Consider the following 18,155-nt stretch of genomic DNA (forward strand, 5'->3'; position numbering starts at 1 on the left):
GTTTTTGTACTAAAAATACGATGTTAAATATGTGAATTAAATAATATTTTAGTGTGATGAATTGGCTAAAATGACACGTAAATAATTTAAAAGTTAAGTGATGTTTAAATCATCAAATAGTTTACAAGTGTATAAAAATAAATTCATAGCAATAAAAAAACCACCCGAAGGCGGTTTTTTTATTAAATTGACTGAATTAGAAACGGTAACCAATTTTTAGACCATAACCCCAAGCATCGTTATCTTCAAAGTCAGCTACATATGAATTAGAACCAAAATCGGACGCCGCTTGAGCTTTTGCATCGCCTAACCAGAAGTATTTAACACCACCAGCAATGAAGTAGTTTGATGCAGGACTAAATTGTAGGCCTAAACCAAGATTCCAATAACCTTCAGTTGGACCTAAAGTAGACACTGGATTACCAGAACCTGAATCCCAGCCTACAGAAACATTACCTGCCCACTGCTCAGAAAATTTACGGCCTAGACCAACAGTAGCAGAGATTTGGTCATCAGTATAAGAAACGATATCAAAGCCATTTGGATTGTTAGGAGTAGCACCAGCTGCGCCTAAAGCTCTTGAAACTTGTTCAAACTGTTGTGGACGAATAGAGAATTCTTTCCAGTTCACCCAACGAAGATTAGCAAAGGCAACCGTGTCAGCCATTACACCTGTCTGGAAATCAAGATTTACAGATTGAGGAGTAGAAATTTCAGTATTTGTATTTACATTATAAAGTGCAGCAGCAGGGTTTTGCGTTACTAAAGCTAAAATATCACTACGACCATACTCATTTGTTTTCAAATCATGATCAATTTCAGAACGATAAGTTAGTGATGCTTTTAGAGCAATTTCAGGAATCTGGTAAGCAATACCTGCTAACCAACCTACAGCACTATCATCGTCCATGTTAGCATTGTATTGACCTAAGGCAGTTGTGCTACCATATGCTAAACCACGTAGTTGAACATTACCTTCAACTGTCTGGTATACAGCACCACCATAAATATTAAAATTTTCAGTAGGTTGATAACCTACGAGCATAGTAATATTTTCTGATTTAACTTCTACTTCTGTGCCTTCTGTTCCGTTATGGAAAACACCACCACCTAAAGGATTTAGATAAGTATCAGTAGAGTAGGTTGCTTTTGCACCAAATGGTTGATCGTAAATCAAACCAAATGAAAAATTATCAGTTAACTGAAACTTTAAGGCTGCACTTGGAAAATAGTAGTCATCAGCCATCTCACCCACTGAAGTGCCGCGGTAAGCAGGAGCTAAAGGTGCAGCCGTTCCACCTGGTGTCCAATTATTTTGAACTTTACCAGATACTGATGGATCTAAAACAGAAATCCCTGCTTCAAAATAGTTACCTGGCTGTAAAAATGCTGCGATAGATTGACCAGAACGGTCGATAGCTGCAGCAAATGCGCCTGACATAGGTAATGCTGCTAAAATCATTGCTGTACTAAGCGCTTTTAATTTCATTATTCATCTTCCCTTGAGGTACAAATTTGGGTATTTAAAACGTTTTTTCGGTATTAGCTTGGTATTGTTTTTGGAGTCATTCCTATGCCTTCAATGGCTGATTTGTTACTCCATGTGACAAAAATAACACAATATAAAAAAGAGTAAATGCTCTAGTTTGAATGAGTAGTTCAAAAAAACATCAAATTAGAGTAAAAATACTAATTGAAAAGTAATGTAAGGATATAAGTTTTTGAAATTTAAAAATTTAATTAGAAATAGAGAGATAGTAAAAAAAATGAAAAAAATATAGATTTATTGAATTATTGCTTAAATTTTTTGTTAATTAGTTCACATATTTGAAATATGTGCGCCCTGCGGGACTCGAACCCACGTCGGTCGCTTAGGAGGCAACTGCTCTATCCAGTTAAGCTAAGGGCGCAAAACGATCCCTAATCTACTCCAAAAAAGACGAAAAAAAAAGTTATTGCCGAAGCAATAACTTTAAAAAATAGTCAATTAAAACTTTTTAATTAATTTTTGGTCTTGAGCAGTTTAAACAGGATAAACATGATCACGACCCAAATCGGAAGCATGTATACAGATTCCTGGAAGCCCTGAGTCCACATAATGTAAAGAATAGTCGCAATAAAGCCTAATACAAGTATGTTACTTGCTGGAGACCAAAGTGCTGGAAATTTGGTTTTTTCCCCAACTTTTTTCATTGCCTGAATAAACTTGAAATGTGTCAGTGAAATCATTGCCCAGTTCAAGACCAAGGCACCTACCACCACATAGATCAGATGGCTTAAAGCATCTTCTGGTACAAAGTAGTTCAACAGTACGCAGCCAAAAATCAAAGCAGCAGAGAAGAGTACTGCAGGAATTGGCGTACCTTGTTTATTTACTTTCAGGAAGAGCTTCGGTGCATTGCCTTGTTTGGCCAGACCGTAAAGCATGCGGCTATTGGCATACATACCACTGTTATATACAGACAGTGCAGCAGTTAGAATAATGAAGTTTAGCAGGTGGGCTGCCCAGTCAATACCTAGCTGACTGAAAATCATTACGAATGGACTTTTATCCAGACCGCCGAGTTCCAACTGGTTCCAAGGCACTAATGATAACAAGATGGTCAACGCACCGACATAGAAAATCAGAATACGGAAAACAACCTGGTTAATCGCTTTAGGAATGGTCTTTTCCGGATTCTCCGCTTCTGCTGCTGCCATACCAATCAGTTCAATCCCACCAAAGGCGAACATGAGGAAGGCCAGCATGAAGAATAAACCTTCAAAGCCATTTGGGAAGAAGCCACCTGCGGTCCATAAATTGCTAAAAGATGCAGTAGATGAAGCATCTGCAGTCAGGATCAGGTATAAACCAAAGACAATCATCGAGATGACGGCAGTCACTTTAATGATTGAAAGCCAGAACTCTGATTCACCATAGAATTTCACATTGCCAAGGTTGACCAGGGTAATCACAATGAAGAAAAACAGCACCGATGCCCAAGCAGGAATATGGGGCCACCAGTAGTTAATATATTTTGCGACAGCGGTAAGCTCGGTCATTGCGACCAGGATATACAAGATCCAGTAGTTCCAGCCCGCGAGGAAGCCAGGGAATTTACCCCAATATTTATAAGCAAAATGGCTGAAAGAACCTGCAACAGGTTCATGAACAATCATTTCACCCAATTGACGCATAATTAGGAAAGCAATTAAGCCACCAATGGCATAGCCCAGAATAATCGAAGGACCAGCGGATTGGATCACCTGTGCGGAACCTAAGAATAAGCCTGTGCCAATTGCACCGCCCATGGCGATCAACTGAATATGACGGTTCTTTAAGCCACGCTGAAGTTGTGAAGACTCGTTATTCAAAGTATTCAGCCCGACAATGTAAAAATAAGTTGAAAGATTGTAATTGATCAGTCAAAAGAAGCCTAGTAGAAGCCTTGAATGAAAAATTATTATCAGATTAATAAAAAATTATTATAAAAATAAATTAAATAAAAGATAAATGAATCAATATATTAATTTTATTGAATCTGATATTCCTCATCGAATACTAAAAAGACAGCCGTTGTATATGTTGTTTTTTTATACAAAGGTCTTGCAGTCAATTTATCACGATATAAATATACTATACTCAAATTCAACCTCAGTTACATTGCATTTACAAAATAAAGATCAGACAAAGGAAGATAATAACGATGAGTTTTGCCCCGCAAATCAAGATTCCAGCTACCTATATGCGTGGCGGTACCAGTAAAGGTGTATTTTTCAAGCTGGAAGATCTTCCACCTGCAGCACAACAGCCGGGCAAAATCAGAGACCAGTTACTCTTACGTGTGATTGGTAGCCCAGATCCTTATGGCAAGCAGATTGATGGGATGGGGGGAGCCAGTTCCAGTACCAGCAAAACGGTCATTCTGTCTAAAAGCCAGCAGCCTGATCATGACGTAGATTATCTGTTTGGACAGGTTGCAATTGACCGACATTTTGTCGACTGGAGTGGTAACTGCGGTAACCTGACAGCGGGTGTAGGTTCATTTGCGATTAGTAATGGTCTGGTAGATTCCTCTCGTATTCCGGAAAACGGCATCTGCACAGTACGGATCTGGCAGGTCAATATTCAGAAAACCATTATTGCCCATGTGCCAATTGTGAATGGGCAGGTACAGGAATTGGGTGATTTTGAGCTGGATGGTGTCACCTTTCCAGCGGCTGAAGTTCAGATCGAATTTCTGGACCCTGCCGATGATGATGCCGAGGGTGGAGCTATGTTTCCGACAGGTCATTTAGTCGATCAGCTGGTTGTTCCAGAATACGGTACCTTTGAAGCAACTTTGATCAATGCGGGTATTCCGACAATTTTCCTGAAAGCTGAAGACCTGGGCTATCAGGGCACAGAGCTACAGGAAGATATTAATAGTGATCCGATAGCGCTCGCTAAATTTGAAACCATTCGTGCTTATGGCGCATTAAAAATGGGGCTGATTTCAGATATTACTGAAGCAGCTCAACGTCAGCATACGCCGAAAATTGCTTTTGTATCCCAGCCTAAGGCCTATGTATCTTCAGGGGGTAAAGCGATCACCGAATTAGATACCGATGTATTGGTGCGTGCCTTATCGATGGGTAAGCTGCATCATGCCATGATGGGAACCGTCGCGGTTTCGATTGGCACTGCAGCTGCGATTCCAGGAACATTGGTAAATCTGGCAGCAGGTGGGGGGGAGCGTGAAGCAGTGCGATTTGGTCATCCATCAGGGACTTTACGCGTTGGGGCACAAGCTACTCAGGAAAATGGTGAATGGAAAGTGAAGAAAGCCATCATGAGCCGTAGTGCGCGTGTCTTGATGGAAGGCTGGGTACGTGTGCCTGCAGATGTGCTAAAAGAACACAAATGATGCCTTGAGCTTTAGTAATATAAAAACCATTGTCCGCGCAATGGTTTTTTTATATTCAGGTCAGCACCTTTAATACTCTAGACAGCTTCTTCTCATTAAAAATGATCTTGACTCTTGATAGAGCAAAATCAGCAGACGATTTCAAGCTGATAATTCAGGATATTTAGAGGTACAATGCAGGAATAAAGCGGCAAGTTCCTTATTCTTGTCATCGAAAATATATTGAACAACCGATCTGAGGCGAATGTGTCATCTACAACTGAGCTGTCAACCCATGCATTGACTCAAGCACAACATCGTATTCAACAGGACCTATTGACAGCATTAGATGCTTTTGCCATTACTGAGCCGCTGAAATCGGCTGTACACCATGCAGTGATGCTGGGTGGAAAACGTGTACGTCCAGCCTTGTGTTATGCCACAGCCGCGCTTAAACCGAATCAGAATACTGCTGCTGTGCGTCGTGCTGCAGTCGCAATCGAGTTCATTCATTGCTATTCACTAGCTCATGATGATCTGCCTTGTATGGACAATGATTTGCTGCGTCGTGGACAACCAACTTGCCATGTTGCCTTTGGTGAAGATACCGCGTTGCTTGCTGGCGATATTCTGCAATCCATGGCTTTTGAAATTTTAGGCAGCCGTCTGTTTGATCAGGGCCCTGCAGTTGAGCCAGCAATTGTATTAAAGCAGATGCAGATTCTGGCGACAGCATCTTCCAGGATGGTCAATGGTCAGGTTTTAGATCTGCAGTCTGAAGGAAAACGAATTGACCAGGAAGCATTAGAAACCATTCACCGTAATAAGACCGGTGCATTAATCTCAGCAGCCATCATGATGGCTGCGGTGACGATTTTTGAAGGTACGGATCTGGCGATTCCGAAACTGCGTGAATTTGGGCAGGCCATTGGTCTGGCTTTCCAGGTACAGGATGATATTCTGGATATCATTTCTGATACTGAAGTATTAGGAAAAACGGCAGGTAAGGATGAACAGGTAGAGAAATCGACTTATCCTGCGCTTATGGGACTCGAGCAGGCAAAACAGTATGCTAAACAGTTGCATGATCAAGCCTTAAATGCTCTGGCTCACTTCGAAGGTCAGGCTGAAGAATTGACTCAGATTACACAGTTTTTGTTGCATCGTAAAAGTTAATTTTCATAGGGATGCAGCGTATAAAAAAGAGGACATTCAGTCCTCTTTTTTATTTTAGCTCATTTTATTTGCTTTCATTGTACAGACGTTCTGCCTGTTCAAAACGGTCAGTAATTTCTTCTGTCGGCGCTTTGCCCATTAAGCTCACCACAATAATAGTGATCATTGAACAGATGAAACCTGGAATGATTTCGTACAGACCAGTGTCTGCAAACAGGTTTTTCCATAGGATCACAACAGTTGCACCCACAATCATACCGGCCAAGGCACCATTCAGGGTCATGCGTTTCCAGAACAGTGACAGGATAATCAATGGACCAAATGCAGCACCAAAACCAGCCCAAGCATAAGCAACCAGACCAAGCACTTTAGATTCCGGATTACCCGCCATCCAGATCGCAAGCAGGGCAATCAGTAGCACCATCAAACGACCGACCCAAACCAGTTCTTTCTGAGAAGCATTTTTACGCAGGAAAGATTTATAGAAGTCTTCAGTCAAAGTGCTTGAGCAGACCAGTAACTGACAGCTGAGTGTACTCATTACCGCAGCCAGAATTGCAGCCAGAACCACACCGGCAATCCATGGATTGAACAGAATTTTAGTCAGCTCCATAAATACGGTTTCAGGATTGGCATTGACCACACTTGCCAGTTCTGGATGTGCCTGGAAGTAAGCAATACCAAAGAAACCGGCTGCGACCGCACCACCCAGACACAGTATCATCCATGTCATGCCAATACGACGTGCATTCGGAATCGATTTCACCGAATCTGCTGCCATGAAACGCACCAGAATATGCGGTTGACCAAAGTAACCCAGACCCCAAGCCAGTAAGGAAATAATCGCAACAAAGCTCAGATCACCCATGACATTCATGGCTTGTGGACGAGCCGCTTCAAGTGCCAAAGTGATTTGTGACATATCTGAGAAAGATAAAATAGCCACAATTGGTGTCAGCAACAAAGCAAAGATCATCAGACCCGCCTGAATCGTGTCAGTCCAGCTGACTGCCAGGAATCCACCAATGAATACATAACTGATCGTCGCAATCGCGCTAATCCAGAGAGCAGTACTGTATGGCAGCTCAAACATGCTTTCAAACAGACGTGCACCTGCGACCATGCCTGAAGCGCAGTAAATTGCGAAGAAAATCAGGATCACGAATGCAGAAACCACACGCAGAACTTTTTTCTGGTCGTTAAAGCGGTTCGAGAAATAATCTGGCAAGGTCAGTGCATTGTGCTGTACTTCAGTATGTACACGTAAACGTCCAGCGACCAGGAGCCAGTTTAGCCAGGCACCGATAATCAGGCCAATCGCAATCCACATTTCAGACAGACCTGAAAGATAAATTGCCCCGGGAAGACCCATCAGCAGCCAGCCACTCATATCGGAAGCACCAGCAGAAAGTGCAGTAACAAAACTACCTAAACGTCGGCCCCCTAAGATGTAGTCGGAAAAGTTTGTTGTCGCGCGATAAGCCATCAGGCCAATTACGATCATGGCGACAATATAAAATAGAAAGGTGATTAAGGTTGGATTTAGGGAGCTCATACGGTATCCATTTTTAAGTTGGACAGTAGATCGAAATAAGGATTATGGCAAATGTTATGGGCTTTAATCCGAAAGCCATGCAACATTAAATCCAGAAGATTTCAAAATAAACGCGAAATTTAACCATAATTTCACAATCTTTGCTGAGATTTTCTTGATTTAAATGAAAATAGGCAGTCATTCGACTGCCTATTTGATTCATATTTCTTAACAGTTAATTGTTGCGACCCATAACGCCACGAATGGTATTCATAATATCCGCGGGCAAGACCACAGTCTTGGCATTTGGAGATTTCGCCATATCTTGCATGGCTTTTACATATTGCTCGCCAAGTAAGTAAGCCACAGGAATTTCTTTATCACCAATCGCCTGAGTCACCATATCAATAGCACGCTGTGAAGATTCAGCCAATACCACTTGTGCTTCCGCATCACGACGTGAGGCTTCAAGACGACCATCTGCTTCCAGAATGGCTGCCTGTTTTTCACCATCGGCTTTGGTTACTGTGGCACGACGTTGACGTTCAGCCGCTGCCTGTTCTTCCATCGCTGCCTGCATGGTATGCGATGGTTTGATGTCCTGGATTTCTACGGTTTTCAGGGTAATCCCCCAATCTGAAATATCATCAGAAATACTGGCTTTCAAACGTGCCTTAATGTGATCACGAGACGACAATGCATCATCCAGATCCATTTCACCGACAATCGAACGCAATGAAGTCTGAACCAGGTTCTGAATCGCCCAAGAATAGTTTTCAATCCCGTACACGGCTTTTTCAGGTGTAGTCAGATTAATATAAGCTACGGCATTCATCAGCAAGACTGCATTATCACGGGTAATCACTTCCTGAGAAGGAATATCCAGCACGATATCTTTGGTCGTCACCTTATAAGCAACTTCATCGATATAAGGAATCACGAAGTTCAGGCCAGGATTCAGGGTAGAATGGTATTTACCCAGACGCTGTACAATCCACTTATAGCCTTGAGGAACAATTCGTACACCTTTGAAGATGGTGACGGCCACAAAGACCAGCAGGGCCAATACAATAATAGAACTTATACTCATGTCTTTTTCACCTTTTCCTTTTCTTAATTATTGCTATGTGGTTGTACCACCAGGTCATTACCGAGAATATCGACCACACGAACCCGGTCGCCAACTTGTACCGGACTGAGCGTACGACATTCCCATTCATCTGAACCGAGGACAGGAAGCGGAAAGCGGACTTTGACTTGACCGTGATCCAGATTGATTTGAATCACCATCCCCACCTGACCAATAGTTGCTTCACGTGACAGTCCGGCTTTGGTCTTATCTGTAGACAGCGGTTTAATAAACTTGAACCAGGCCAGGGTACACAGCACAGAGAGAACGATCCAGGTCAGCAGCTGCGTTGTCAGTCCCATCATCGGGAACATCCAGTACAGAATACCCACCATAATGGCCCCAATACCAAACCAGAGTGCAGCAAATGCTGGCAGAATTAACTCTGATAGAATCAGGATAATGCCAAGTACAAACCAGTGCCACGGTTCAAGAACAAATTGCATAAATTAACCTATGTAATTCAAAATTAAATATTCATCATGATTTTTATCTTCACTTCAATGTAGCAGATGCAGCAGCGGATGAATACCTGCAATCCCGATTTAGAACCTAGCCTTGCGTGGTGGTTGTAATGCAGCTGGGGACTTGCTGAAATCGCTGATGGCCTTTTCAATGGCTCGGATTTTTAACTGGGCTGCCTTTTCACCTTCCAGAATCGTTTCATTACTCGATTTCAGATCCAGTGTACCAATATGTCCGACCTTCGGCTGAATGACCACGTTAGCCTGAGCCAGTTCTTCATTAATACTTTGCTGACCCATGATATTAATGGTCTGATCCAGCAGGCCAAACATGTTCATGGCTTTGTTGGCATCTGGGCGCGCCGAGATATCAACTGCAATGACAATATCCGCTCCCATATCTTTGGCTGTTTTCACTGGAATTGGACTGACTAATCCACCATCGACATATTTGTTACCCCCAATCACCGCTGGCACAAAGACATTCGGAATACTGCAAGAGGCACGTACCGCCTGACCGGCATTGCCTTTGATAAAGTCAGCCTTACGGCCATTATCCAGGCGGGTAGCTACCGCAGCAAAACGGATCGGGAACTGTTCAATGGGTTTATTGGCCACGTTCTTATTTACATAATCCTGTAGCTTTTGACCGGCGATAATACCCTGACGGTTTAAGGTCAGATCACGAATATCCGCTTCTTTAAAATTAAGCGCAATTTGTTGCAGCTGATATGGAGTTTTACCGCTGGCATACAGACTGCCGACAAAACTGCCGGCACTGGTTCCAGTCACAATTTTAGGTTTAATTCCATGTGATTCAAGGATTTTAATCACGCCGATATGGGCAAAACCTTTCGCTCCGCCACCACCCAAGGCAAGGGCAATGACAGGTTCACGGGCTTTAAGCGTCGGGATAACAACAGGCTTCGATGGGCTTCTATCACAGGCTGCAAGGCTCAGGCCCAAACAGCCAATCATTGCATAACGAATTAATTTCATTCTAAAAATAGAGGATTAAATAAGCAAATTACGGTTATCAGAGCAAAAAAAAGACATTTTGCCTAGCGTTTTTTCACCAGTTTTTGTAAAGGCTTGGCAATCCAGTCCGGATTTTTTGCCGAGATCTTGCCTTTATAATGGGCATAGATCTGCTCCAGATCATATTCATAATCACCGGTTAAATGATATACGCCCAAGATATGAATGGTTTTAATGTCATAGTCAAAAGAAAACATCACAATCGGCAGATTGGCAGCTTTGGCAATATGATAAAAACCGCTACGGATTTTTTCCGGTGCCTTACGCGAACCTTCAGGTGCCATGCCTATCCAGATCCGATCAGTCTTGTTAATGATATCAACAATCTGTCGGGTATGTCCTTGAGGAGTATCACGTACCACCGGAACCACACCAATCCATTCCAGAATCGGTTTAAGTGGTGTACGGAATAAACTGTCCTTGCCAAAAATCGTGATCTGAATGCCGAGACCGAGCAGAGCATTAAAGCCCAACCAGGCATCAATATTAGAGGTATGCGGAGAAATGATGGCAACTGCTTTTGGAAAATTTGGAAATTCACCTTCCATTTTCCAGCCTTGAGCAAGAAAAAGCTTTTTATAAAATGTCCGGCTGAATTTACTGCCACGCCCAGGGACTAAAGCAGGCAGGTCAGGAAAGGAAGTATTTGCCATCTTATAAGACTCTTGAATTACGACAATATTCTTTGTTTTTTATTATATTATTCCTTCGTGATAATTTTTTCACTGGCAAAATATCCATGCCAGATGATGTTTTCTGGAATATTTGATCAGCCAAGGACTTTTAATGCCGGCCATGCGCAACCTCTATGTTTTGCTATTTTCCTTATACTGGGCGCAAGGTTTACCGGTGGGATTTATGACGCATGCACTTCCAGTAATTTTGCGTGCTCAAGGTGTATCTTTGACGCATATTGGGGGATTCGGCCTGCTGATGCTGCCTTGGTCAATCAAAGTCTTTTGGGCACCTCTAGTCGATCGTTATGGTTCTACAAAAGGCCATTATCGTAGCTGGATTATTCCCGCACAGTTATTGTCTGTCATCGTACTCATCATCCTGTCCTTTATACCAATTGAGGCATTAAATCAGCCAGTTTATCTGCTGGCTTTTTTTGTGGCACTGCTATTTATGAATGGCATTGGGGCGACACAGGATATTGCTACGGATGGACTCGCGGTCAATATTCTGAAAAATGACCAGCAACACTGGGGCAATACCTTTCAGGTGATGGGTTCACGTCTGGGTTTTATTGTCGGTGGGGGTGCCATCCTATGGCTTTTGGATGTCCTGCAATGGCAAACGACGTTCCTGATTTTAGCAGCTCTGGTCTTTCTGAATACTTTACCCATACTTTTATTTAAAGAGCCGCAACATGAAAACCTGAACGAGATTGCCAAAGCCCAGCAAAATAAATTCCAGTTAAAAACCTATTTTCAATATTTTCTCCAACAGCCTACTTTACGCTGGTGGCTGGCGATTCTGGTGACGTTTAAAATTGCGGATGGCCTGTCTGGACCTCTATTAAAACCGTTAATGGTAGATATGGGGCTGAGTTTTAGCCAGATCGGGGTTTACGTGACTATGTTCGGTGCATTTGCGGCACTGATTGGAGCAGGGTTGGCTGGTTGGTGCCTGAAAATATTTTCCCGCGCCCGAACCTTGATGGCTTTCTCAATTATCAAGATTATCACTTTAATGGCGTATGCCTGGCTGGCAATGAAATACGAAGCCAAACAGTCAGTTGCACCCGTGGTGATTTACTTGATTAATGCGGCTGAAGATATGATTTCTGCCATGTTACTGGTGGTGATGCTGACTTTAGTTATGCAATACAGCCGTAAACATCTGGCGGGAACGGACTTCACATTTCAAGTAGCGATCATGGCGACGGTGAGTGGCGGGCTTTATAGTATAAGTGGAATATTAGGAGATAGATTGGGTTATCAGGATTATCTGTATGGCATCGTTTTTACTGCAATATTGTGCTTAATCCCGATAAGCGGTTGGCTAAAACACCGTAAAATTGATTGAAAAATTATCTAAATCAAATGTTTGATTGAATATTAGCCTAAAGTACTAAAAAGAATATATAAATACATTTTTAATAATTTTGTAATATAAAGACGTTGTGTATGATTTGTTACAAAATAAACCAAAGGATTATTGAAATGAAAACCAAGTTAGCGACAGCGATTGCATTGAGCCTATTGGCGGGGACAACTTTTGCAGCACCAACTTTCTATGGTGAAATTGACCTTTCTGTTGACCATGTACAGGCAGATAATAAAAATGGCGTAGAAGATCGTCATATTACTGACCTAAATTCAAATAACTCATTCCTTGGTTTAAAGGGTGATGAGAAGTTAACTGACCGCCTAAGTGCACTTTACCAAGCCGAGTTTACTTTTTATGTAGACAATGGTGGAAGCTCTGACACATTCGTACCACGTAATCTTTTAATTGGTCTTAAAGATGAAAAGCTGGGTACAGTAAAATTAGGTAAAATTGATACGCCAGTAAAGCAACTTTCATCTGTAGTAGATACATTTAATAACTATGTAGCTAACAATGCCGATGTCGCAGGTATCATGGCTGGTGAAAACCGTATTGATAATGTACTTGTTTATGAAACACCAGCTTTCCAGTTAGGTGAAGGTAAACTTGAAGGTAAATTACAGCTTGCTACAGGTGAAGGTAATGACACAATTGAGTCAACTAAAGGTGGTTCAACTGTTGCTGGTCGTGGCCTAGGTGATTCTTGGTCTTCTTCAGTTGTTTATAGCGACAAAATGTTCGTTGCTGGCCTGGGCTATGATAAAGCGATCCCATCTCGTTTCTTAAGTCGTGGTTTCTTAAATGCTGATAATACGGATGCACGACGAGGTCAAGATGTTACAGCAAGTCGTAATGTTTTAGCAGAAGCAAATACAATTCGTGCAATTGGTCGTATTAATTTGGATAATGGGCTATCACTACGCGCATTATATCAAACTTCTGATATTGAAAATGCTGATGCAAGTCCAACTCCAGCAAACGCTTTGGTAGCAGCAAATATTGACGATGCGCAAGCATGGTTAATTGGTGCGGAATATAACCTTCCAAATGCTAAAAATTGGACAGTGAAGGGGCAGTATAGCTATAGCGATGTAACGTTTGATGATGCTACTTCTGACTTTGAAGCTAAGCAAATTCTTGCTGGTGTTGACTATGCTTTCTCTAAACAAGTAAAAGTGTACGGTACAGCAGGCTACCTGACGATTGAACAAGGTTCTGATGAAGATAATCAGTTCCTGTTAGGTACAGGTTTCGAATACAAATTCTAATTTAGACTTTGTATGCTGAAAAAAGGCGATGTTTTTACATCGCCTTTTTATATGGAATTTTGTATAGCTTATGAGTTTAAACCCATTAGCCGCAGGGTTTGAGCTGTTAAAGTAAACACAAAAGTTTGATGTAACTATTATGACTGTACGAGCTGTTTTATTTGACCTGGATAATACACTGACACATCGTGATTTGAGTGTACAGGCTTATAGTCGCTATCTGGCAGAGCAATATAGTCAGATGCTAAATCTAGCCGATATCGCAAAAATTACCGAGATCGTACGCCGTATTGATAATGGTGGTTATCCGAAAAAAGAACTGCTGACCCATTCCACAATTGGTGGATCAGTCGCTTTTGCACTTCAGCAAGAATTGTCCTGGAAATCTCAGCCAGCATTAGAAGAATTGAGTGATTTCTGGTTCCAGAATTTTGGCCAGTTCGCCGTCGCCATGCCGCAAGCAGAAAACTTATTGCAATCACTTAAAGCCGCAGATTATAAACTGGCGATTATTTCTAATGGTGGACATGACACCCGGATGAATATTATTAACGGGCTGGGGTTTGCTCATTATTTTGATGAAATCATGAGTTCAGGTCTGGTTGGCATCAGTAAACCAAATCCTGAAATTTTTCAATATACTGCGCAGAAGCTCGCTGTAGCTCCAGAGCATTGTCTTTATATTGGAGACCATCCTGTTAATGATATTCAGGGTGCACAGAATGCCGGTATGCAGACTTTATGGATGGAAGGATTCCATACGCCTTTACAGCAGATAGAACACAAGATCCAGAATCTGGCTCAAGTGCTGGATTATCTCAAACATTAAGTCTGACGCTGGGTATTGATGGCTTTGATCCATTTGCAATATTCACAGCGCTGGCAGATTGCATCTGGACTAGACAGCAACTCTACGTTGCCGCAATGCAGACAGGCATAATAAGTATGTGGTTCAACTTCTGTAATTAGGTCCTTTTGGGCTTTAGGAAATAAGGGCAAGCCATAACGGACTTCTTCGGGACTGTAAAAGAGTATGCTGAATTTACCATCGCTTTCCAGCAGTCCAGTACGAATTTGTCCTAAGTGTTCAGCACCTTGCTGACGCATTTCGGCAAAGAATTCATCATGCGACATTTTGCCTTTGGAAATATGCTCAAGCACCATTTCACCATCTTCCACAATATAAAGCGGTTTGCCTTCGAGCAGATCTTCGAAGGACTGATATTGCATGGTCAGGTAGGTGGTAAGACGGTATAAAATAATGATGGTAGACATGACGATAAATGCCTGCAGCAAAGGCAGGGTTTCATCGAACATAGGATCGCCTGCGATCGAACCCAAAGCCAAGATAATTGCGACTTCGAAAATGGAAAGTTGACGTACCCCACGTTTACCGGTCAGGCGCAAGAATACAATGATCATGGTATACATGACCAGGCAGCGCAGCAGAATTTCACCAATAAAGGTCCAGTCAGTGTCATGGACAAAAATCGTGAAAAAATCCATAGGCTTAGCTCATATTTCCTTAAGTGAACTGAGTGTAGCAATGAACTTGGATGCGAAGTTTAGTGATTATGTTTATACAGGTAAGATCTCGGTATCATCAGTTATCGATTAGCCGATGATGAACATGAATTACCAATTTAAAAATATTATATTTTTCAATTAATAACAAAACTATAAAACTCCAACGACATTCAAGTTCGAGAATGGAATCTTTTGTGCTTGTTTCAAATTTCCGCTCTGTTTTAATAATACCCGTCTGAATTTTTTAATATCATAATCATTATTATAGATATTATTTTATTAATAAATCAGTTGCTTAATTATATCGTATGGAAAATTAATGTATGAATATTCATGCATTTTGACAAGATGATTGATAATAAGGGTGGGTGAATAGATGAAAAAGGCCATGCTATGTGCAGTTGCTTTTGGACTAATGAATACGGCATATGCGGATGCAGACTGGGATTATAAGCATACCCATCAGTGGGGTTCACTGAGCGATAAATATGCTGCATGCAATAGCGTAAATCAGTCACCTATTAATATCGAAGGCAGCGTAAAGGCAGAACTGGAACCTTTAAAGTTCAGCTATAACACCATGATTCATGCGATCGAGAATAAAGGTCATACCGTGCAGGTAGATTTTGCTCAAGGTGGCGAATTGCAGCTGGACGGCGATACCTTTGTGCTGAAACAGTTTCATTTGCATAGCCCGAGTGAAAATCTGATCAAGGGCAAAAGCTATCCACTGGAAATTCACTTTGTGCATGCCAATACTAAAGGTGAGCTTGCTGTGGTCGGCATGATGTTCGAGCAGGGTGCAGAAAGCCAGATGCTCAAACGTATGTGGAACCGTTTGCCGAAAAAACAAGGTGAAAAAGTGGTATTAAGCAAACCGCAACCGGTAAATCAGATGCTGCCTAAAAACCTTGATTATTATCGCTTTAGCGGATCACTGACCACACCGCCATGTTCGGAAGGGGTACGCTGGCTAATTCTAAAAGATATTCAGCAGGCTTCGGCACAACAAATCGCAGCGTTCTCCAAACTTATCGGACATCCGAATAATCGTCCGATTCAGCCCTTAAATGGACGGGTTATTGTTGAAAATTAATTGATAACTCCATTAAGCAGACTGCGGTCTGCTTCGTTTATTTGCAGTAAATCAGCAGTCACTTAAAAGTTTTAGGGATAAAATAGCATTTATTTGCTTTGCATGTTTGCTATGTCTTTTGATTTGAAAACCACTGTTCAGCCCGATACTGAGCTTTCACCGCAGCAGAGAAAGCTGAACCGTCTGATTGATAAAATTGAACAGCAGCAGCTTGAACTGAAGCAGTGGCAGCAGGCGCAGGAACAGATTCAGCAATATACCCGTCAAACCTTGATGCCGGTCTATCATGAGTTACATACAGTGCTGTTTCAGCAACTGGAACAGTTATGGAAGCATTTGCATGAGGCAGAATTTTCCAAGGCCGAGGCGACGCAGCTAGATGTTAAAATCCAGTATCTTGCGACTTATTTAACCGACTCCCAATCTTTATCAAAGCAACAGGTCGAAATTGTTGAGGAGATTTATAGTTACTATCAACAGCATATTGAACATAGCCAAGCCAGAAAAAATAAAAAGCAAAGCGTAAAGGATGTTGAGCTGTTCTTTGCTGATGACGATACTTCGGATCAGGTGGCACCTGAAGATTTTGGAGAATGGGATAGGGAAAAGTACAGACAAGCAAGAGAGCAAGCCAAGCTTAAACGCCAGCAGGAAAAACTGGAACAGGTTGCGAAGTTGGCAGAGCAGTCTTTAAAAACAGTGTATTTAAAAATTGCTGCAACCGTTCACCCGGATCGTGAACCAGATGAAAGTAAAAAAGTAGAAAAGACTGAGTTACTGCAACGCGCGAATGAGGCCTATGCAGCGCAGGATTTATTTTATTTACTGAAATTACAAATCCAGATTGAGCAGAATCGGGGTGTTTCACAAAAGGGTTTAAGTGCCGAGCAGCTAAAGTTTCATCAACTGGCTTTAGATATGCAAAGCCAGAAACTGGATGGTCAAATAGAAGAAATTATTCAATCGTTGAGCTGGAATAAAAAAGGCCATATAGGCAAGGTGAAAATTACCGATTTATATAAGCAGGTGGATGTAGATACTTCAGCGATGAAAAAGCAGTTAAAAGGGGAGAAAGAACGGTTGAAGTATATGAAGAAGGTAAGTGGGGTGGAGATGTTGTTGGAGCATGGAGTGCTGTAAGTTCTGCTTTTCTCCCTTTGGGAAAGGGTCGGGGGAGAGGGCTATCTACTATAATCATTAAAAATAAAATTCAACATGAACAAAAAACTCGATCCCCAGTTATTAGAATTCGCCAAATCCATGCGCCACACCGCCACCGATGCAGAAGCACTCATGTGGTAAATCCTACGTGCCAAGCGATTTATGAATCTTAAATTTCGTCGTCAGCATGTGATCAAACCGTATATCGTAGATTTTTACTGTCATGAAATTGGTTTGGTGATTGAGTTGGATGGCAGTCAGCATGGAACGCATGATGCGATTGAATATGATGCTGAACGGACTAAGTTTTTAGAGGCTTTAGGTTTAACTGTTGTGCGGTATTGGAATCATGATGTGTTGGTGTAGATGAAATTAGGATTTTAACACTGATGAAATGTGCCTTAATAGTTGAAAGTAACCTTGCAACTATTTATTTAAAATATATTTTGAAAAAGATAATCTCATATTGAAGAAAAACTGAGATTAAAGATATCTATATAAATGTAGAAATTTAAATTTTATTGTAGTACAAATACCTGATTTTTTTATATAGATAAACAATTATATGCATTACGAAAATTGTCGTGGAAAGATTAATGAAAAACTTTTAGGTATCAAAGATTATAGAGCTACCTTTTTTATTAAAGTATATGCAGAAAAGTTAAATCTAAAAAATCCTTTCTTTTTGCAAGCACGATTGGGCACACCATTTTCGATTGCAAAAGAAGTTGAAATGTATATTAATAGTTTTGACTCTCATAAAAATATAATTTACATATAAAAAGGTATAGAAGAGTTATGTCAAACAATAAATAAAGATCCACTTTTAAAGGATATCCTTG

At 41.4% G+C, this 18,155-nt stretch carries 17 protein-coding genes and 1 tRNA gene; 9 read left to right on the forward strand and 9 right to left on the reverse strand.

Annotated elements, in window-relative coordinates; all coding sequences use genetic code 11:
- Nucleotides 1-196 precede the first annotated feature (196 nt).
- The 3 genes from F899_RS04915 to F899_RS04925 all read right to left on the reverse strand — a co-directional run bounded on the left by F899_RS04915 (nucleotide 197) and on the right by F899_RS04925 (nucleotide 3,354).
- The gene (locus tag F899_RS04915; protein WP_004810962.1) at nucleotides 197-1,489 is read right to left on the reverse strand and encodes an OmpP1/FadL family transporter; all 1,293 of its coding nucleotides are present in this window, start codon (nucleotides 1,487-1,489) and stop codon (nucleotides 197-199) included.
- A gap of 348 nt (nucleotides 1,490-1,837) precedes the next feature.
- A tRNA-Arg gene (locus tag F899_RS04920) sits at nucleotides 1,838-1,910 on the reverse strand.
- A 91-nt stretch (nucleotides 1,911-2,001) separates the two neighbouring features.
- Complete coding sequence (locus F899_RS04925) at nucleotides 2,002-3,354, reverse strand: amino acid permease (protein ID WP_004810960.1); 1,353 nt, start codon at nucleotides 3,352-3,354, stop codon at nucleotides 2,002-2,004.
- A 332-nt stretch (nucleotides 3,355-3,686) separates the two neighbouring features.
- Between F899_RS04925 and prpF the strand changes: the two genes are divergently transcribed.
- Both prpF and F899_RS04935 read left to right on the forward strand, forming a co-directional pair.
- Entirely contained in the window at nucleotides 3,687-4,886 is a 1,200-nt protein-coding gene (gene prpF, locus F899_RS04930) for a 2-methylaconitate cis-trans isomerase PrpF (protein WP_004893392.1), read from the forward strand.
- A 246-nt stretch (nucleotides 4,887-5,132) separates the two neighbouring features.
- A complete protein-coding gene (locus tag F899_RS04935; protein WP_004893393.1) occupies nucleotides 5,133-6,041 on the forward strand; it encodes a polyprenyl synthetase family protein in 909 nt (302 codons plus the stop codon).
- Nucleotides 6,042-6,105: 64 nt separating this feature from the next.
- On the opposite strand, the gene putP is transcribed toward F899_RS04935, so the two are convergent.
- The 5 genes from putP to F899_RS04960 all read right to left on the reverse strand — a co-directional run bounded on the left by putP (nucleotide 6,106) and on the right by F899_RS04960 (nucleotide 10,859).
- Nucleotides 6,106-7,596 carry a sodium/proline symporter PutP gene (putP, locus tag F899_RS04940; RefSeq protein ID WP_004893396.1) on the reverse strand — a complete coding sequence of 497 codons (1,491 nt, stop codon included), beginning with the start codon at nucleotides 7,594-7,596 and terminating at the stop codon, nucleotides 6,106-6,108.
- A gap of 214 nt (nucleotides 7,597-7,810) precedes the next feature.
- The gene (locus F899_RS04945; RefSeq protein WP_004810953.1) at nucleotides 7,811-8,665 is read right to left on the reverse strand and encodes an SPFH domain-containing protein; all 855 of its coding nucleotides are present in this window, start codon (nucleotides 8,663-8,665) and stop codon (nucleotides 7,811-7,813) included.
- Between the two features lie 23 nt (nucleotides 8,666-8,688).
- Nucleotides 8,689-9,150, reverse strand: coding sequence for an NfeD family protein (locus F899_RS04950; RefSeq protein WP_004893400.1), 462 nt, complete (start codon nucleotides 9,148-9,150; stop codon nucleotides 8,689-8,691).
- 99 nt (nucleotides 9,151-9,249) lie between these two features.
- Nucleotides 9,250-10,167, reverse strand: coding sequence for a patatin-like phospholipase family protein (locus F899_RS04955; RefSeq protein WP_004893402.1), 918 nt, complete (start codon nucleotides 10,165-10,167; stop codon nucleotides 9,250-9,252).
- A 62-nt stretch (nucleotides 10,168-10,229) separates the two neighbouring features.
- On the reverse strand, nucleotides 10,230-10,859 hold the full coding sequence (locus F899_RS04960) for a 1-acyl-sn-glycerol-3-phosphate acyltransferase (RefSeq protein ID WP_004810947.1): 630 nt from the start codon (nucleotides 10,857-10,859) through the stop codon (nucleotides 10,230-10,232).
- A gap of 133 nt (nucleotides 10,860-10,992) precedes the next feature.
- Here F899_RS04960 and F899_RS04965 point away from each other — a divergent pair, with 133 nt between their 5' ends.
- From F899_RS04965 to F899_RS04975, 3 genes are all read left to right on the forward strand, one after another.
- On the forward strand, nucleotides 10,993-12,237 hold the full coding sequence (locus F899_RS04965; protein ID WP_005221184.1) for an MFS transporter: 1,245 nt from the start codon (nucleotides 10,993-10,995) through the stop codon (nucleotides 12,235-12,237).
- Between the two features lie 137 nt (nucleotides 12,238-12,374).
- Complete coding sequence (locus tag F899_RS04970; RefSeq protein ID WP_005221185.1) at nucleotides 12,375-13,529, forward strand: porin; 1,155 nt, start codon at nucleotides 12,375-12,377, stop codon at nucleotides 13,527-13,529.
- A 139-nt stretch (nucleotides 13,530-13,668) separates the two neighbouring features.
- Nucleotides 13,669-14,358, forward strand: coding sequence for an HAD family hydrolase (locus tag F899_RS04975; protein WP_005221186.1), 690 nt, complete (start codon nucleotides 13,669-13,671; stop codon nucleotides 14,356-14,358).
- On the opposite strand, the gene F899_RS04980 is transcribed toward F899_RS04975, so the two are convergent.
- On the reverse strand, nucleotides 14,355-15,035 hold the full coding sequence (locus F899_RS04980) for a DUF421 domain-containing protein (RefSeq protein ID WP_004893409.1): 681 nt from the start codon (nucleotides 15,033-15,035) through the stop codon (nucleotides 14,355-14,357). The genes F899_RS04975 and F899_RS04980 overlap by 4 nt on opposite strands.
- A 397-nt stretch (nucleotides 15,036-15,432) precedes the next feature.
- Between F899_RS04980 and F899_RS04985 the strand changes: the two genes are divergently transcribed.
- The 4 genes from F899_RS04985 (at nucleotide 15,433) to F899_RS05000 (ending at nucleotide 18,094) form a co-directional block, all read left to right on the forward strand.
- Nucleotides 15,433-16,152 carry a carbonic anhydrase gene (locus F899_RS04985; RefSeq protein ID WP_005221188.1) on the forward strand — a complete coding sequence of 240 codons (720 nt, stop codon included), beginning with the start codon at nucleotides 15,433-15,435 and terminating at the stop codon, nucleotides 16,150-16,152.
- 111 nt (nucleotides 16,153-16,263) lie between these two features.
- Nucleotides 16,264-17,292 carry a molecular chaperone DnaJ gene (locus tag F899_RS04990; protein ID WP_026056789.1) on the forward strand — a complete coding sequence of 343 codons (1,029 nt, stop codon included), beginning with the start codon at nucleotides 16,264-16,266 and terminating at the stop codon, nucleotides 17,290-17,292.
- Nucleotides 17,293-17,454: 162 nt separating this feature from the next.
- Complete coding sequence (locus F899_RS04995; RefSeq protein ID WP_228127806.1) at nucleotides 17,455-17,679, forward strand: endonuclease domain-containing protein; 225 nt, start codon at nucleotides 17,455-17,457, stop codon at nucleotides 17,677-17,679.
- Nucleotides 17,680-17,878: 199 nt separating this feature from the next.
- Complete coding sequence (locus tag F899_RS05000; protein ID WP_005221190.1) at nucleotides 17,879-18,094, forward strand: hypothetical protein; 216 nt, start codon at nucleotides 17,879-17,881, stop codon at nucleotides 18,092-18,094.
- Nucleotides 18,095-18,155: the final 61 nt, after the last annotated feature.

The organism is Acinetobacter sp. CIP 101934 (assembly GCF_000369585.1).
GTDB classification, from domain to species: Bacteria; Pseudomonadota; Gammaproteobacteria; order Pseudomonadales; family Moraxellaceae; genus Acinetobacter; species Acinetobacter schindleri.

Bases quoted from the DNA above. Each gene is read 5' to 3' on its own strand.
- F899_RS04915 (WP_004810962.1), bottom strand. From the start codon at position 1,489: ATGAAATTAAAAGCGCTTAGTACAGCAATGATTTTAGCAGCATTACCT.
- prpF (WP_004893392.1), top strand. From the start codon at position 3,687: ATGAGTTTTGCCCCGCAAATCAAGATTCCAGCTACCTATATGCGTGGC.
- putP (WP_004893396.1), bottom strand. From the start codon at position 7,596: ATGAGCTCCCTAAATCCAACCTTAATCACCTTTCTATTTTATATTGTC.
- F899_RS04945 (WP_004810953.1), bottom strand. From the start codon at position 8,665: ATGAGTATAAGTTCTATTATTGTATTGGCCCTGCTGGTCTTTGTGGCC.
- F899_RS04950 (WP_004893400.1), bottom strand. From the start codon at position 9,150: ATGCAATTTGTTCTTGAACCGTGGCACTGGTTTGTACTTGGCATTATC.
- F899_RS04955 (WP_004893402.1), bottom strand. From the start codon at position 10,167: ATGAAATTAATTCGTTATGCAATGATTGGCTGTTTGGGCCTGAGCCTT.
- F899_RS04960 (WP_004810947.1), bottom strand. From the start codon at position 10,859: ATGGCAAATACTTCCTTTCCTGACCTGCCTGCTTTAGTCCCTGGGCGT.
- F899_RS04965 (WP_005221184.1), top strand. From the start codon at position 10,993: ATGCCGGCCATGCGCAACCTCTATGTTTTGCTATTTTCCTTATACTGG.
- F899_RS04970 (WP_005221185.1), top strand. From the start codon at position 12,375: ATGAAAACCAAGTTAGCGACAGCGATTGCATTGAGCCTATTGGCGGGG.
- F899_RS04975 (WP_005221186.1), top strand. From the start codon at position 13,669: ATGACTGTACGAGCTGTTTTATTTGACCTGGATAATACACTGACACAT.
- F899_RS04980 (WP_004893409.1), bottom strand. From the start codon at position 15,035: ATGGATTTTTTCACGATTTTTGTCCATGACACTGACTGGACCTTTATT.
- F899_RS04985 (WP_005221188.1), top strand. From the start codon at position 15,433: ATGAAAAAGGCCATGCTATGTGCAGTTGCTTTTGGACTAATGAATACG.
- F899_RS04990 (WP_026056789.1), top strand. From the start codon at position 16,264: ATGTCTTTTGATTTGAAAACCACTGTTCAGCCCGATACTGAGCTTTCA.
- F899_RS05000 (WP_005221190.1), top strand. From the start codon at position 17,879: ATGCATTACGAAAATTGTCGTGGAAAGATTAATGAAAAACTTTTAGGT.